Origin of the sequence: Kitasatospora sp. NPDC051170 (assembly GCF_044455705.1) — a bacterium.
Lineage (GTDB): Bacteria > Actinomycetota > Actinomycetes > Streptomycetales > Streptomycetaceae > Kitasatospora.
In genome coordinates, this window is record NZ_JBITFA010000002.1 from 618,189 (window position 1) to 630,969 (window position 12,781).

Consider the following 12,781-nt stretch of genomic DNA (forward strand, 5'->3'; position numbering starts at 1 on the left):
GCTGATCCCCGTACGGGTTGAGACGGCGGGCCGGGGCGGGCAGGCTGGGTGGGGACGGGCGTAGGCCGAAAGGCAGGGCCTGAGCGAGGGCCGGGCGGTGCGGGCCCCAACCTCGGCGGTGGGGAGCGCGGGCGGGGGCGGGCGTGGTTGGATGCGGTCGTAGCGTGGAACACCGGCCCGGGCTCCGGGCCCCGGCGCCGTCCGAGACCTTCGGCGGGCGTCACGGGCACGGTGGGCACGGGGACTTGAGCGGACGACGACGGCAGGGACGAACGTGAGGATCTTCCACCGGGCACGGCACCGGCCGTCCGCCACCTGGCGGCAGACGACCGACCGGGCCTTCACGCTGATCGGCGACGGCCGCTACGAGGACGCCGGCGCGCTGCTGGTCATGGCGGCCGACCTGGAGCCCTGGCTCTCCGACTCCTGGTTCAACCTCGCCCTGCTGCACAAGTTCCGCCGCGACTGGGAGCAGGCCCGCTCGGCGGGCCTGCGGGCCGTCGCCCTGCTGGACCGCGAGCACGGCGCCCCCGACTGGTGGAACCTCGGCATCACCGCCACCGCCCTGCAGGACTGGCCGCTGGCCCGCCGCGCCTGGCAGGCGTACGGGCTGAAGCTGCCCGGGGGCCCCGGCATCGACGGGCCCGTCAGCCTGGACCTGGGCACCACCCCGGTGCGGCTGTCCCCGGACGGCGAGTCCGAGGTGGTCTGGGGCCGCCGGCTGGACCCGGCCCGCATCGAGGTGCTGTCCATCCCGCTGCCCTCCTCCGGCCGCCGCTGGGGCGAGGTGGTGCTGCACGACGGCGCCCCGCACGGCGAGCGCGTCACAGACGGCGTCGCCTACCCCGTGTTCGACGAGATCGAGCTGTGGGCGCCCTCGCCGGTGCCCACCTACGTGGTGCTGCTGCAGGCGTCCACCGCCGCCGACCGGGACGCGCTGGAGCGCCTGGTCGCCGACGCCGGGTACGCGGCCGAGGACTGGACGAGTTCGGTGCGGCTGCTGTGCCGGGCCTGCTCGGAGAGCCGGATGGCCGCCGACGACGGCCTCGCCGCCCACCACGACCCGCACGACGACGGGGACGCCGCCCACCCCGGGCACCTGAGCCACCTCAGCCAGGGCGGCGCCGCCGGGATGTCCTGGCTGGTCGAGCGCGAGTGCGGGCTCGCCGCCCCCGCCCACCTGGTGCGCGCCCTGCTCGACCGCTGGGTCGCCTCGGCCCCGGACAGCCGGGCGTACCGGGATCTCGAAGAGGTCTGCTGACCTGCCCTGAGTACCCTGGTGAGGTACGCGTAGACCGACGGAAGCGGAAGACATGGCGGAGCAGGCCGAGCAGCACGGGCACGACCACGAGCACGACGTGGAGGGGGCGGCGCCCGAGGCCCCCGCGAAGGTGATGGGGGAGCTGCCCGACCTCACCAAGGGCACCGCCCGTCCGATCACCGTGGTCGGCAACCCCGTCCTGCACCGCGAGGTGAAGACCGTCGACGCCTTCGACGGCGAGCTCGCCGCGCTGATCGACGACATGTTCCAGTCGATGTACGCGGCCGAGGGCGTGGGCCTGGCCGCCAACCAGATCGGCGTCGACCTCAAGGTCTTCGTCTACGACTGCCCGGACGACGAGGGCGTGCGCCACATCGGCCACGTCGTCAACCCGGTGCTGGAGGAGTACCCGGCCGACCGCCGCCGGGTGCTCGACGACGGCAACGAGGGCTGCCTGTCCGTGCCGACCGCGTACGCGGAGCTGCCGCGCCCCGACTTCGCGGCGGTGACCGGCGTGGACAAGGACGGCAAGCCGATCCGCGTCGAGGGCACCGGCTTCTTCGCGCGCTGCCTGCAGCACGAGACGGACCACCTGTACGGGACGCTGTACATCGACAAGCTCTCCAAGCGGGACCGCAAGGACGCACTGCGGCAGATGGCCGAGGGCACGGCGCGCTACGCGACGGTTCCCAACGAGTAGGTCGTTCCAGGCCGTTGGGCCTGGCCTCGGGCCGGTGCGGGATTCCCCGTGCCGGCCCTCGCCGTTTCGGCCGCCGTTTCAGCGGGCGGGGAGGCCGAGCGTCGCGCGCAGGCCGCCGGCCGGTTCGGGGGCCAGGTGCAGCCGACCGTGGTGGGCCTCGGTGACGGCGGCGACGATGGCCAGCCCTAGGCCGTGGCCCCGGCGGGCCGGGTCGGCCTCGGCGGTGCGGCCCCGGCCGCGCAGGAACGGTTCGGTGAAGGTGGCGACGGCCTCCGGGGCCAGCGGCGCACCGGAGTTGACGACCGTCAGCCGTACGAGGGCCGGGTCGTCCGGGTCGGGGCCGGTGGCGACGGTGACGCGGCCGTCGGCGGGCAGGTTGTGGCGCAGCGCGTTGTGCAGCAGGTTGAGGGCCGCCTGGCGCAGCAGCACCGGGTTGCCGGTCGCGGGGGCGGGCCGCAGGTCGGCGGTGACGGTGACGCCGAGGGCGGCGGCTTCGTCCCGGACGGCGGCGAGGGCGCGGCCGGTGGTGTCGGCGAGGTCGACGGGGCCGGTCTCGGGCGGGGCGTGGCCGAGGTCGGCGAGCTGGAGGAGGGCCTCGCTGATCTCGATGCCGCGCTGGTTGGTGTCCTGGAGGCGGCCGACGAGCTTGGGCCAGTCCTGGCCGCCGGGGTCGGCGGCGGCGACCTGGAGCATGGTGCGGGAGATGGCCAGCGGGGTGCGCAGCTCGTGGGAGGCGTTGGCGGCGAAGCGCTGCTGGGCCTCGAAGGAGCGCTGGAGGCGTTCGAGCATCTCGTCGAAGGCGTCGGACAGGTCGGTGAACTCGTCCTTGGGACCGGTCAGGGCGATGCGGTGCTCCAGCGCGCCGTCGGCGGCGGCGTGGGCGGCGCGGGTGATGTCCTGAAGGGGGCGCAGCACCCGCCCGGCGATCAGCCAGCCGCCGATCATGCCGACGGCGGTGAGCAGGGCGAGGGCGTAGCCGCAGGCGTTGAGGAGGGTGTCGAGGATCTCCTGGCGGGAGGGGGCGTCGGAGCGGTAGCGGGGGTTGGAGGAGGTGAGGGGGTAGTTGGGGACGTACTTCATGCCGACGTAGACGACGGCGAGGGAGAGGGTGCCGGCGGTGACGGCGAAGAGGGTGTAGCTGAGGGTCAGGCGCATCCGGGCGGTGAGGCGGCGGGGGCGCTTGCGGGCGGCGCTCACGGGGTGGGCTCGCCGTCGGCTGCGGGGGCTGCCGGGGTTTCGGGGGCTGCGGGGGTTGCCGGGGTTTCGGAGGAGAGGCGGTAGCCGACGCCCGGGACGGTGTGGATCAGCCAGGGGTCGCCGAGGCGTTTGCGCAGGGTGGAGATGGTGATGCGCACGGCGTTGGTGAAGGGGTCGGCGTTCTCGTCCCAGGCGCGTTCGAGGAGCTGTTCGGCGCTGATGACGCCGCCGCGGGCGGTGATCAGGACCTCCAGGACGGCGAACTGCTTGCGGGAGAGGGCGACGTAGCGGCCGTCGCGGTAGACCTCGCGGCGGAACGGGTCCACCCGCAGGCCCGCGTACTCCAGGACGGGCGGGGCGGATTCGGCGGGGCGGCGGGCCAACGAGCGCAGCCGGACGACGAGTTCGGGCAGGTCGAAGGGCTTGGTGAGGTAGTCGTCGGCGCCGAGTTCGAAGCCGGCGACCTTCTCGCCGAGGCGGGCGGCGGCGGTGAGCATCAGCACCCGGCAGCCGAGCCGGCGGCGGACGATCTCGCGGCAGACGTCGTCGCCGTGGACACCGGGGATGTCGCGGTCGAGGACGATGACGTCGTAGGAGTGGACGGCGAGGCGCTCCAGGGCCGCGTCGCCGTCGGTGACGATGTCGCAGGCGATCGCCTCCAGCCGCAGGCCCGCCTGGACCGCCTCGGCGAGGTAGATCTCGTCCTCCACCACCAGGACCCGCACGTGCCGTTCTCCCTGTTCGAGCTGCGTGTGTACGCGTCCATTGGACACGAGCCGGGATATCGGGAACGTATCCGCCGGCGCAGACATCCTGACAACACCCGCTCTCCTTCCATGGTCACCACCGCCGCGACAGCGCGTCGCGGCGCCGGGACGAGTGCTTCGGGAGGCGGGAATGGGTGTGACCGGACGGGCGGCCGGGGGCCGGCGGCGGGTGGCCGCGGGGGTCGCGGCGACGGTGGTGCTGGGGCTGGCCGCGGCCTGTGCGAGCGATCCGCCGGCGGCGCGGAAGGCGCTGAGTACGGTGGAGGCGACGGTCGGGGCCGCGGTCGGGGTGTCGCCCTCGCCTTCGTCGACCGAGGACGGGCAGGTGCCCGAGGGGGTGAACCTCAGCCCGTTCGACACCGGGGCGGCGGCCGTGCGCAACCTCGACCCGGCGCTGCTCGCGGCGCTGCGCAAGGCGGCCGGGGACGCGAAGGCGCAGGGCGTCGAGATGTCCGTCACCTCCGGCTGGCGCAGCAAGGCGTACCAGCAGCGGCTGCTGGACAAGGCGGTGGCGAAGTACGGGAGCCTGGAGCAGGCGCGGCGGTTCGTGAACACCCCGGAGAAGTCGGCGCACGTGTCGGGCAAGGCGGTGGACGTGGGGGCGACCGCCGCCGACTACTGGATGATCCAGCACGGCGCCCGGTACGGGCTGTGCCAGGTGTACGCCAACGAGATCTGGCACTTCGAGCTGCTGACGACGGCGGGCGGGACGTGCCCGGCGCCGCTGCCGGACGCGGCGGGGTGAGGCGGATGGCTTCGGCGGTCGGGACGGTACGGCTCTCGCGGCGGCGGGCGCGGCGGTCCGCGCGGCGGCGGGTGGTGCCGCTGTGGCGGCGTGGGTGGGTGGCGGGTGGGTGCGCGCTCGCGACGGCGGGGGCGCTGGCGGGGCACCGGTGGGTGCCGGACCTGGGGCTGCGGCTGGGGAGCCTGTGGGAGAGCGCGCTGCCGTGGAGCGCGCTGGTGGCGGTGGCGGCGCTGGTGTGGGCGGCCGTGCGGCGGGCACCGGCGGCGGGCTGCGCGGCGGGGGTGCTGGTGGCGGTGTGGGCGGGGATGTTCGGGCCGGTGCTGCTGGCGGGCGGTGGCGCGGGCGGTTCGGGTGGGACGGGCGGGTCGGGCGGGTCGGGCGGCCTGGTGGTGGTGACGCACAACGTGAGCGCCGACAACCGCGATCCGGCGGGGACGGCCCGGGCGCTGCTGGCGGCCCGTCCGGACCTGGTGGCGCTGGAGGAGGTGACGGACGCCGCGCTGGGGGCCTACGAGGGCGTGCTGGACCGGGAGTTGGTGCACCATGTGCGGATCGGGACGGTCGCGCTGTGGAGCCGCCACCCGATCACCGAGTCGCGGCGGCTGACCATCGACCCCGGGTGGAGCCGCTCGCTGCGGGCCGAGGTCCGGGCCCCGGGCGGGCCGGTGGCCGTGTACGTCGCCCACCTGGCCTCGGTGCGGCTGACGGCCTCCGGCTTCGCGGCCGGGCACCGGGACCGCAACATCGGGGCGCTGGCGGCGGCGCTGGACGAGGAGCGGCTGGGGCGGGTGCTGCTGCTCGGGGACCTCAACACCGCCGCCTCCGACCGGGCCCTGGCGCCGCTCACCGACCGCCTCACCCCGGCGGTTTCGGGGTTCGGCTTCAGCTGGCCGGCGGCCTTCCCGCTGGCGCGGATCGACCACATCCTGAGCAGGGGGCTGCCCGCTGCGGGCTCCTGGACGCTGCCGGCCACCGGCAGTGACCATCTGCCGGTGGCGGCTCGGCTGCGGGCTGGTTAGGGCGTGAGCCGAAAGACACGCCTAGAGCGTGGCCGCCAGGTCGAGGAAGCGCAGGCCGGCCTCGGTCACGTCCTGCGCCGTCCACTCCAGGGCCGGTGCGGTGAGGCTGACCTCGGCCATGGCCAGGCCCGGGGCGGAGTCCTGCCAGTGCGATATGAACCAGGTGCGCTCCTGCTCGGCGAGGTGCAGGTGGGCGGCGTTGAGGGCCTCGGCCGGGTGCGGGAGCCAGAGCTGGAACTCGTGGGTGGGCGGGACCGCCGGGTGGAGGCGGGCGCCGGGCAGGGCGGCCAGGGCCGGGGCGAGCTCGGCGCTGTGGCGGGCGTACCCGGGCAGCTTCGGCAGGATGGTGTCCAGGCCGTCGAGCGCGGCCAGGGCGGCGGGCCACTGCTGGTAGAGCGCGCCGCCGTAGCGGTGGCGCCAGGTGCGGGCGTAGGCGGTGAGCGCGGCGTCTCCGGCGAGGGCGGCTCCGCTGATGCCCCCGAGGTCCTTGTAGAAGGAGACGTAGACGCTGTCGGCGAGGGCCGCGATCTCGTGGAGGGGCCGGCCGAAGTGGGTGGTGGTGTTCCACAGGCGGGCGCCGTCGAAGTGCACCCGGGCGCCGGTGGCACGGGCGGCCGCCGTGAGCTCGGACAGCTCCTCCCAGGTGGGCAGGAGGTAGCCAAGGTCGCGCAGCGGGAGTTCGACGGTCAGGGTGCCGAACGGCTCGCCCAGTTCGGCGAGTTCGGCGGCGGTGGGCTGGCGTTCCTCGGTGGTGGGCCAGAGGCCGCGCAGGCCCGTGAGCTGGGTGTAGGCGTGGCGTTCGTGCCGCTCCAGATGGCTGGCCGGGTGCAGGGCGACGGCGCGGCGGCCGGTCGTCTCGGCGCCGTAGCGCAGGGCGACCTGCTGGGCCATGGTGCCGGTGGGGAAGAAGACGGCGTCCTCGGTGCCGAGCAGGGCGGCCGTGCGCTCCTCCAGCTGTCGGACCGGGCCGTCGCCGCCGTAGTGGTCGGGGTCGGTGTCGAGGCCGTCGAGGGCGGCGAGCTTCGCCAGGCGGTCGCGGATGGTCAGGGGGCGGGGGCCGGAGAGCAGGCGCTCGCAGGCGTGGCGGGCGGCGCGTCGGCGGTGCTGGAGGTCGTCGGTCACCCGGTGATTGTCTTTTCGCCGGGGCGGTGCGCCAACTGCTTTTCGGCTGCGGCCCTCAGCGGGCGTCCAGGGCGGGGGCGATGGCGGCGAAGGCGCGGGCGGTGAGCTCGGCCGGGTCCTCGGTGCCGGTGCTCCACTGCTGGAGGATCACGTCGAAGGCGGCCAGGGCCGTGCCGGCGGCGAGGCGGGGGTGGAGGCTGCCGGCGGGCTGTCCGGTGCGGGCGGCCAGTTCGGCGGCGAGTTCCTCGCGCCACTGGGCCTGGCGTTCCAGGAAGCGGGCGTGCAGGGCCGGGGTGCCGAGGATCAGCCGCACCACCTGGAGGGCCTGGTCGGCGTGGCCGGTGCAGGCGGTGACGGAGACCGAGACGGCGTGGCGCAGCGCGACGGACGGGGGCTCCTCGGGCGGGCGGGCGGCGAGTTCGGTGCGCATGTCGGCGCCCATCTCGGCCAGGAGGCGGACGATCACGTCCTCTTTGGAGGCGAAGTAGCGGAAGAACGTCCGCTTGGAGACGCCGGCGGCGGCCGCGATCTCGTCGACGGTGACCGCGTCGAAGCCTTTCCGGGCGAGCAACTCCAGGGCGGCTTGCGCGAGTTCGCCGGCGACGAGCTGTCGCTTGCGTTCGGCCAGGGTGGGGGTGGTGGTCACCTTGGCATGCTACACGTGGCGTCGCCTCTGGCGCTTGGAGTCATGCTTGACACTTGGTGACATGAGCGGCAGTGTGTGTCGCATGACGAAGCATCAGTCCTGGAGTGTTGACCGCATTCCCGACCAGGCGGGGCGGGTGTTCGTGGTCACCGGCGCCAACAGCGGCCTCGGGCTGGAGACCACGCGGGCGATCGTCCGCAGCGGCGGACACGTGATCCTCGCCGTACGGGACGAGGCCAAGGGGCGGGCCGCCGCCGAGCGGGTGGGCGGCTCCACGGAGGTGCGGCGGGTCGACCTCGCCGATCTGGCGTCGGTGCGGGCCTTCGCGGAGGGGGTGCGGGCGGAGCACGGCAGGGTGGACGTCCTGGTCAACAACGCCGGGGTGTTCGCGCCGCCGCGCACGCTCAGCCCCCAGGGGCACGAACTGCAGTTCGCGGCCAACCACCTCGGGCACTTCGCCCTCACCGGGCTGCTGCTCGACCTGCTGGCGGCGGGGGAGGATCCCCGGGTGGTCACCGTCAGCTCGATCAACCACCGGCAGGGGCGGCTGGACTTCGAGGACCTCGGCGGGGAGCGGCGGTACTCGCCGATGGGGCACTACAACCAGTCGAAGCTGGCGAACGCGGTGTTCGGCGTGCAGCTGCACCGGCGGCTGGTCGCTGCCGGCAGCCCGGTGCGGAGCCTGCTGGCGCACCCGGGGTATGCGGCGACCAACATTCAGACGAGTGCGACGGGGGGACTGCTGAAGTTCCTCTTCGGGCGGCTGCTGATCCCGCTGGCCCAGGGGGCCGAGCGGGGTGCGCTGCCGCAGCTGTTCGCGGCGACGGCGCCGGAGGCGCGGGGCGGGGAGTTCATCGGGCCGGGCGGGCCGGGGGAGCTGCGGGGCGCTCCGGCGGTGGTGAAGCTCGCGCCGAGGGCGGCGGAGGAGGAGGTCGGGCGGCGGCTGTGGGAGGTGTCCGAGCGGCTGACGGAGGTGCGGTACGGGCTGCCGGTGGGGTAGGGGCTGCGGTTCCGAGGGCGTCGCCCCGCCTCTCGGGCGGGGCGACGCCCCGGCTCTATGTCCTCAGCAGGGTGCCGAGGTCGGCGGTGGCGATGATCTCGGCCCTTGCGGGCAGGATCCGGCGGAGCAGGAGGTCGTGGGCCTCGGGGTCCGGGTCGGCGACGGCGTCCGCCAGGACGTACAGGCGGTAGTCGCGGTCGGCCGCGTCGAGGACGGTGGCGAGGACGGCGCCGCCGGTGCTCAGGCCGCAGACGATCAGGGTGGTGACGCCGCGTTCGCGTAGCCGGCGGTCGAGGTCGGTGGTGGAGAGGGCGCCGGTGCGGATCTTGCGGAGGAGGAGGTCGCCGTCGCGCGGTGCCAGCCGGGGGTGGACGGCGGTGGACGGGTCCTCGTGGTGCAGGGCGCGGTGGCGGCCGATCGGGGCGAAGGCGCGGTCGGCGGCCGGGATCGCCGCCCAGTCGGCCTCGGTGAAGCCGAGGCGTACGTAGGCGACGAGCCCGCCGGTGGCTCGGACCTCGGTGACGGCCTCCTCGGCCCGGTCGAGCAGGGTGTCGGCGTCGGCGGAGGACAGTGCGGCGAGGACGGCGGGCTGGACGTCCAGGACGAGCAGGGCGGTGTGGGCGGGGACGAGGGTGCTCATGCGGGTGGCTCTCCTGGATCAGGCGTGGGCGGGTGCCGGGTTCTGCGCGGGGCGGGGGAGCAGCAGCGGGGTGAGGAGGATGAGCAGTCCGGCGGCCGCGAGGGCGGTGCGCGGGCCGGCGGCCTCGGCGAGCAGTCCGCCGAGCGCGGTGCAGGCGGCGATGGCGGCCTGCTGGCCGATGGACCAGGCGGTGAGGGTGCGGGCGACGAGGTGCGCGGGGGTCTGTTGGAGCCGGTAGGTGGCGAGCACCGGCATGAACAGGCTCATGTGGACGATGATCGCCAGCTCGACGGCGATCACGGTGAGCAGTCCGAGGAGGCCGGGGCCGACGAACACCAGTCCGATCAGCCAGACGGCGCGCAGGGTGCCGACCGTCCGCAGGACGCGGGCCTGCCCGTAGCGGGCCACGACCCGGCCGGCCAGCCGGGAGCCGATCAGCCCGCCGAAGCAGGGGGCGGCGAAGGCGAGGGCGTACTGCCAGGCGGGGAAGTGGAGTTGGCGCAGGAGGAGGACGGCGAGCAGCGGTTCGGTGGCCATGATGAGGCCGGAGACGAGCAGGTTGTTGAGGTGGAGCGCGCGCAGGCCGGGGTGGCCGAACAGGTGACGCCAGCCGTCCAGCACTCCGGTGCCGGTGCCGGTGCCGGTGCGGGTGCGGGGTTCGGGTTTGCGGGGCGCGGCCTCCTCCCGGCCGCCGATCGACGCGATGCCGAGGGCGGAGAGCAGGTAGCTGAGCCCGTCCGCGACCACGGTGACCACGGGCCCGAACAGTCCGACGGCCGCACCGCCGAGCGGCGGGCCGATCGCGATGGAGCTCCAGTTCGTGGACTCGAAGCGGGAGTTGGCCGTGAGCAGGTCCTCCGGCGGGACGAGGGCCTTGAGGAAGGCGCCGCTCGCCGCGTTGAACGCGATCTTCGCGGCGGCGACCACGGCCGAGACCACCAGCAGCTGGGCGAGGCCGAGCCGGCCGAAGGCGTACGCGAGCGGGATCGTCGCCAGCGCCGCGAAGCGGACGAGGTCCATCGCGATCATCACCGGCCGCTTGCGCCGGTACTCCACCCACGGCGCGAGCGGCACCGCGATCAGCGCCCCCACGGCCGGCCCCACCGCCGAGAGGGCGGACACCTCGGCGGGGCTCGCGTGCAGCGCCAGGACGGCGATCAGGGGGAACGCCCCGAACCCCAGCCCCGACCCGTACGCGCTCACCGCGTACGCCGCCCACAGCCGGCCGAACGGCCGGCCGAGCCGCTTCCTGGCCATCGCGTTCCCCCCTGACTCGAACAAACGGAAGTTGACCGGGGAGAGCTAACCGAGCGGTGGCCAGGCCGGTCAAACAACCGGCAAGCGTCTTCTCCACAACCACTGGTTGTTCAGTAGGGTGGCTCCTCGTGGATCTCGAAGCAGTGCGGACCTTCGCCGCCGTCGCCGAGGCGGGCCAGTTCCAGAAGGCCGCCGTCGACCTGTCGCTCACCCAGCAGGCCGTCTCCAAGCGCATCGCCACGCTGGAGCGCGCCCTCGGCGTCCGGCTGTTCGCCCGCACGCCGCGCGGCGCCGAACCGACCATCGACGGGCAGGCGTTCCTGCCGCACGCGCGCGAGCTGCTGCGCGTGGCCGAGCGGGCCGCCGCGTCCGTGCGGGTCGGCCGGCGGCCGCTGCGCGTGGACGTGCTGAGCTCGCGCGGTGCGACGGCCGGCCTGATGCGCGGCTTCCACGGCGCGCACCCCGAGGTCGACCTCGACGTGCTGATGCTGTTCGACATCGACCGGGCCATCGAGGCCCTGCGCACCGGCTCGATCGACGCCACCTTCCGCGCCGTCGGCGCGCCCGGCCGGCCCCTGCCGGAGGACCTCGCCTGCGCGCGGGTGCTCGACGAGCCGCTCCAGCTGATGACCGGCCCGGGGCACGCGCTGGCGGGGGAGAAGTCGGTGACCGTCGCCGACCTCGTCGGGCACCGGATCTGGATGCCCGGCGTCACCCCCGGCACCGAGTGGGCCGCGTACTACGAGGACCTCGTCGCCGCGTTCGGCCTCACCATCGAGGCCACCGGCCCCAACTTCGGCGCCGACGCGCTGCTGGACACCGTCGCCGACACCCCGGCCCTGGCCACCCTCATGGGCGCGTACGCCCGGATCGTCTGGCCCGCCGGGCACGGGCTGCGCCTCATCCCTGTGGTCGACCCGGTGCCCGTCTACCCGCACTCGCTGCTGTGGCACCGCGACAACCCGCACCCCGCCCTGGCCACCCTGCGCGAGCACCTCGCCACCGCGGCTCCGGCGCCCGGAGCTGCGGGGACGTGGGTGCCGCCGTGGACGCCCGTAGTCGACTGAGGTGACCGGCCGCAAGGGCGGTCCCGACAAAGCGGGGGGCGCATCCTCGGCGGTGCCGCGGCAGGGGCCGCGGGCGGCGAGGTGGTTACGATCCGAACAAAGGACACCTGGAGAAGAGGGCAAGCAGCGCGTGAGCACGCAGCAGATCAACCCCAAGCAGCGGGGCTACCTGATCGTCAACTCCCACCCCGCCGGCAGCGCGGCCACCGTCGAGCGGCTCTGGGAGCGCCTCGAGCCCGCCTCCGGTGACCGGCGCCCGGTCGCCCTGGTGCTCGGCTCCAGCGCGGGCTACGGCCTGTCCATCCTCCTGGCGGGCCTGCGCCGCCACGGCATCCGGGGCGTCGGCGTCGCCTACGAGACCCCCGCCAGCGAGCGCCGCACCGCCACCGCCGGCTGGTACCGCACGGCCGCCGGCGCCGAGCTGATCGAGCGGGCGGGCGGCGACTTCACGTTCGTCAACGCCGACGCCTACGCGGACGCCACCCGTACGGACGTCCTCAAGCTCGTCGCCGACCGCTACGGCAAGGTCGACTACCTGATCTACTCGCTCGCCTCCCCGCGGCGCACCGACCCGGCCACCGGCGAGGTCCACCACTCCGTCATCAAGCCGATCGGCGGCGCCTACACCTCGGCGTCCCTGCTCTTCGAGGACGGCGCGCCGCAGATCGGCAGCGTCGACCTCACCCCCGCCGACGAGGCCGAGCGCGCCGCGACCGTCAAGGTCATGGGCGGCGAGGACTGGCAGCTGTGGGTGAAGGCCCTCGCCGAGGCCGACCTCCTCGCCGACGGCTTCACCACCGCCGCGCTCTCCTACGTGGGCTCCGAGATCACCGCCCCCGTCTACCGCCAGGGCACCATCGGCGCGGCCAAGGAGCACCTGGAGGCCACCGCGCACCGGCTTCAGACGGAGCTGGGCGAGCGCGGCCGGGCGTACACCGTGGTGGCCGGCGCGGCTGTCACCCAGGCGTCGACGGCGATCCCGTCCATCGCCCTCTACACCTCGCTGCTGCGCAACGTCCTCGGCGAGGAGGGCTGGCGCACCACCGCCGACCAGGCCGTGGACCTGTGGGAGCAGCTGACGGGCGCGCGGGAGCTGAACCTGGACGGGCAGGGGCGCATCCGCCTCGACGGCTGGGAGCTGGACGACACCGTGCAGGAGCGCGTGCGCGCGCTGTGGGCGGACCCGGCGGCGGCGCTGGCGGCGGAGCCGGCCGGGGCGGCCTGGTTCTACCAGCAGTTCCGGGAGCTGTACGGCTGGGACGTGCCCGGCGTCGACTACGAGGCCGGGGTCGAGACGGCGGTGGCCTGGCCTTCGCGGTAGCCGCGTTCTGACGGCCCCGACTCGCCTTGTGCGGGTCGG

At 74.7% G+C, this 12,781-nt stretch carries 13 protein-coding genes; 7 read left to right on the plus strand and 6 right to left on the minus strand.

Going from position 1 to position 12,781, the window contains the following annotated elements; all coding sequences use genetic code 11:
• Positions 1-274 precede the first annotated feature (274 nt).
• Positions 275-1,261: a tetratricopeptide repeat protein gene (locus ACIBCA_RS06360; protein WP_396281662.1), complete on the plus strand. Its 987-nt coding sequence runs from the start codon at positions 275-277 to the stop codon at positions 1,259-1,261.
• Between the two features lie 133 nt (positions 1,262-1,394).
• Complete coding sequence (gene def, locus ACIBCA_RS06365) at positions 1,395-1,961, plus strand: peptide deformylase (RefSeq protein ID WP_396281814.1); 567 nt, start codon at positions 1,395-1,397, stop codon at positions 1,959-1,961.
• Between the two features lie 78 nt (positions 1,962-2,039).
• Here the strand turns inward: def and ACIBCA_RS06370 are convergent, their stop codons facing one another.
• Complete coding sequence (locus ACIBCA_RS06370; protein WP_396281663.1) at positions 2,040-3,158, minus strand: sensor histidine kinase; 1,119 nt, start codon at positions 3,156-3,158, stop codon at positions 2,040-2,042.
• Complete coding sequence (locus tag ACIBCA_RS06375; protein ID WP_396281664.1) at positions 3,155-3,883, minus strand: response regulator transcription factor; 729 nt, start codon at positions 3,881-3,883, stop codon at positions 3,155-3,157. Before ACIBCA_RS06375 ends, ACIBCA_RS06370 begins: the two co-directional genes overlap by 4 nt.
• Positions 3,884-4,055: 172 nt before the next feature.
• Between ACIBCA_RS06375 and ACIBCA_RS06380 the strand changes: the two genes are divergently transcribed.
• The gene (locus tag ACIBCA_RS06380) at positions 4,056-4,670 is read left to right on the plus strand and encodes a M15 family metallopeptidase (RefSeq protein WP_396281665.1); all 615 of its coding nucleotides are present in this window, start codon (positions 4,056-4,058) and stop codon (positions 4,668-4,670) included.
• 5 nt (positions 4,671-4,675) lie between these two features.
• Positions 4,676-5,689: an endonuclease/exonuclease/phosphatase family protein gene (locus ACIBCA_RS06385; protein ID WP_396281666.1), complete on the plus strand. Its 1,014-nt coding sequence runs from the start codon at positions 4,676-4,678 to the stop codon at positions 5,687-5,689.
• A gap of 21 nt (positions 5,690-5,710) precedes the next feature.
• On the opposite strand, the gene ACIBCA_RS06390 is transcribed toward ACIBCA_RS06385, so the two are convergent.
• Both ACIBCA_RS06390 and ACIBCA_RS06395 read right to left on the minus strand, forming a co-directional pair.
• Entirely contained in the window at positions 5,711-6,811 is a 1,101-nt protein-coding gene (locus ACIBCA_RS06390) for a threonine aldolase family protein (RefSeq protein ID WP_396281667.1), read from the minus strand.
• Between the two features lie 55 nt (positions 6,812-6,866).
• The gene (locus ACIBCA_RS06395; protein ID WP_396281668.1) at positions 6,867-7,457 is read right to left on the minus strand and encodes a TetR family transcriptional regulator; all 591 of its coding nucleotides are present in this window, start codon (positions 7,455-7,457) and stop codon (positions 6,867-6,869) included.
• Between the two features lie 82 nt (positions 7,458-7,539).
• Between ACIBCA_RS06395 and ACIBCA_RS06400 the strand changes: the two genes are divergently transcribed.
• Positions 7,540-8,457, plus strand: coding sequence for an oxidoreductase (locus tag ACIBCA_RS06400; protein WP_396281669.1), 918 nt, complete (start codon positions 7,540-7,542; stop codon positions 8,455-8,457).
• A 55-nt stretch (positions 8,458-8,512) separates the two neighbouring features.
• Here the strand turns inward: ACIBCA_RS06400 and ACIBCA_RS06405 are convergent, their stop codons facing one another.
• Both ACIBCA_RS06405 and ACIBCA_RS06410 read right to left on the minus strand, forming a co-directional pair.
• Positions 8,513-9,097, minus strand: a complete 585-nt coding sequence (locus tag ACIBCA_RS06405; RefSeq protein ID WP_396281670.1) for a cysteine hydrolase family protein — start codon at positions 9,095-9,097, stop codon at positions 8,513-8,515.
• Positions 9,098-9,115: 18 nt separating this feature from the next.
• On the minus strand, positions 9,116-10,354 hold the full coding sequence (locus ACIBCA_RS06410; protein ID WP_396281671.1) for an MFS transporter: 1,239 nt from the start codon (positions 10,352-10,354) through the stop codon (positions 9,116-9,118).
• 128 nt (positions 10,355-10,482) lie between these two features.
• On the opposite strand from ACIBCA_RS06410, the gene ACIBCA_RS06415 reads away from it, so the two are divergent.
• Positions 10,483-11,421, plus strand: a complete 939-nt coding sequence (locus ACIBCA_RS06415; RefSeq protein ID WP_396281672.1) for a LysR family transcriptional regulator — start codon at positions 10,483-10,485, stop codon at positions 11,419-11,421.
• 130 nt (positions 11,422-11,551) lie between these two features.
• Complete coding sequence (locus tag ACIBCA_RS06420) at positions 11,552-12,742, plus strand: enoyl-[acyl-carrier-protein] reductase FabV (RefSeq protein ID WP_396281673.1); 1,191 nt, start codon at positions 11,552-11,554, stop codon at positions 12,740-12,742.
• Positions 12,743-12,781: the final 39 nt, after the last annotated feature.

Bases quoted from the DNA above. Each gene is read 5' to 3' on its own strand.
- def (WP_396281814.1), top strand. From the start codon at position 1,395: ATGGGGGAGCTGCCCGACCTCACCAAGGGCACCGCCCGTCCGATCACC.
- ACIBCA_RS06410 (WP_396281671.1), bottom strand. From the start codon at position 10,354: ATGGCCAGGAAGCGGCTCGGCCGGCCGTTCGGCCGGCTGTGGGCGGCG.
- ACIBCA_RS06405 (WP_396281670.1), bottom strand. From the start codon at position 9,097: ATGAGCACCCTCGTCCCCGCCCACACCGCCCTGCTCGTCCTGGACGTC.
- ACIBCA_RS06385 (WP_396281666.1), top strand. From the start codon at position 4,676: ATGGCTTCGGCGGTCGGGACGGTACGGCTCTCGCGGCGGCGGGCGCGG.
- ACIBCA_RS06380 (WP_396281665.1), top strand. From the start codon at position 4,056: ATGGGTGTGACCGGACGGGCGGCCGGGGGCCGGCGGCGGGTGGCCGCG.
- ACIBCA_RS06400 (WP_396281669.1), top strand. From the start codon at position 7,540: ATGACGAAGCATCAGTCCTGGAGTGTTGACCGCATTCCCGACCAGGCG.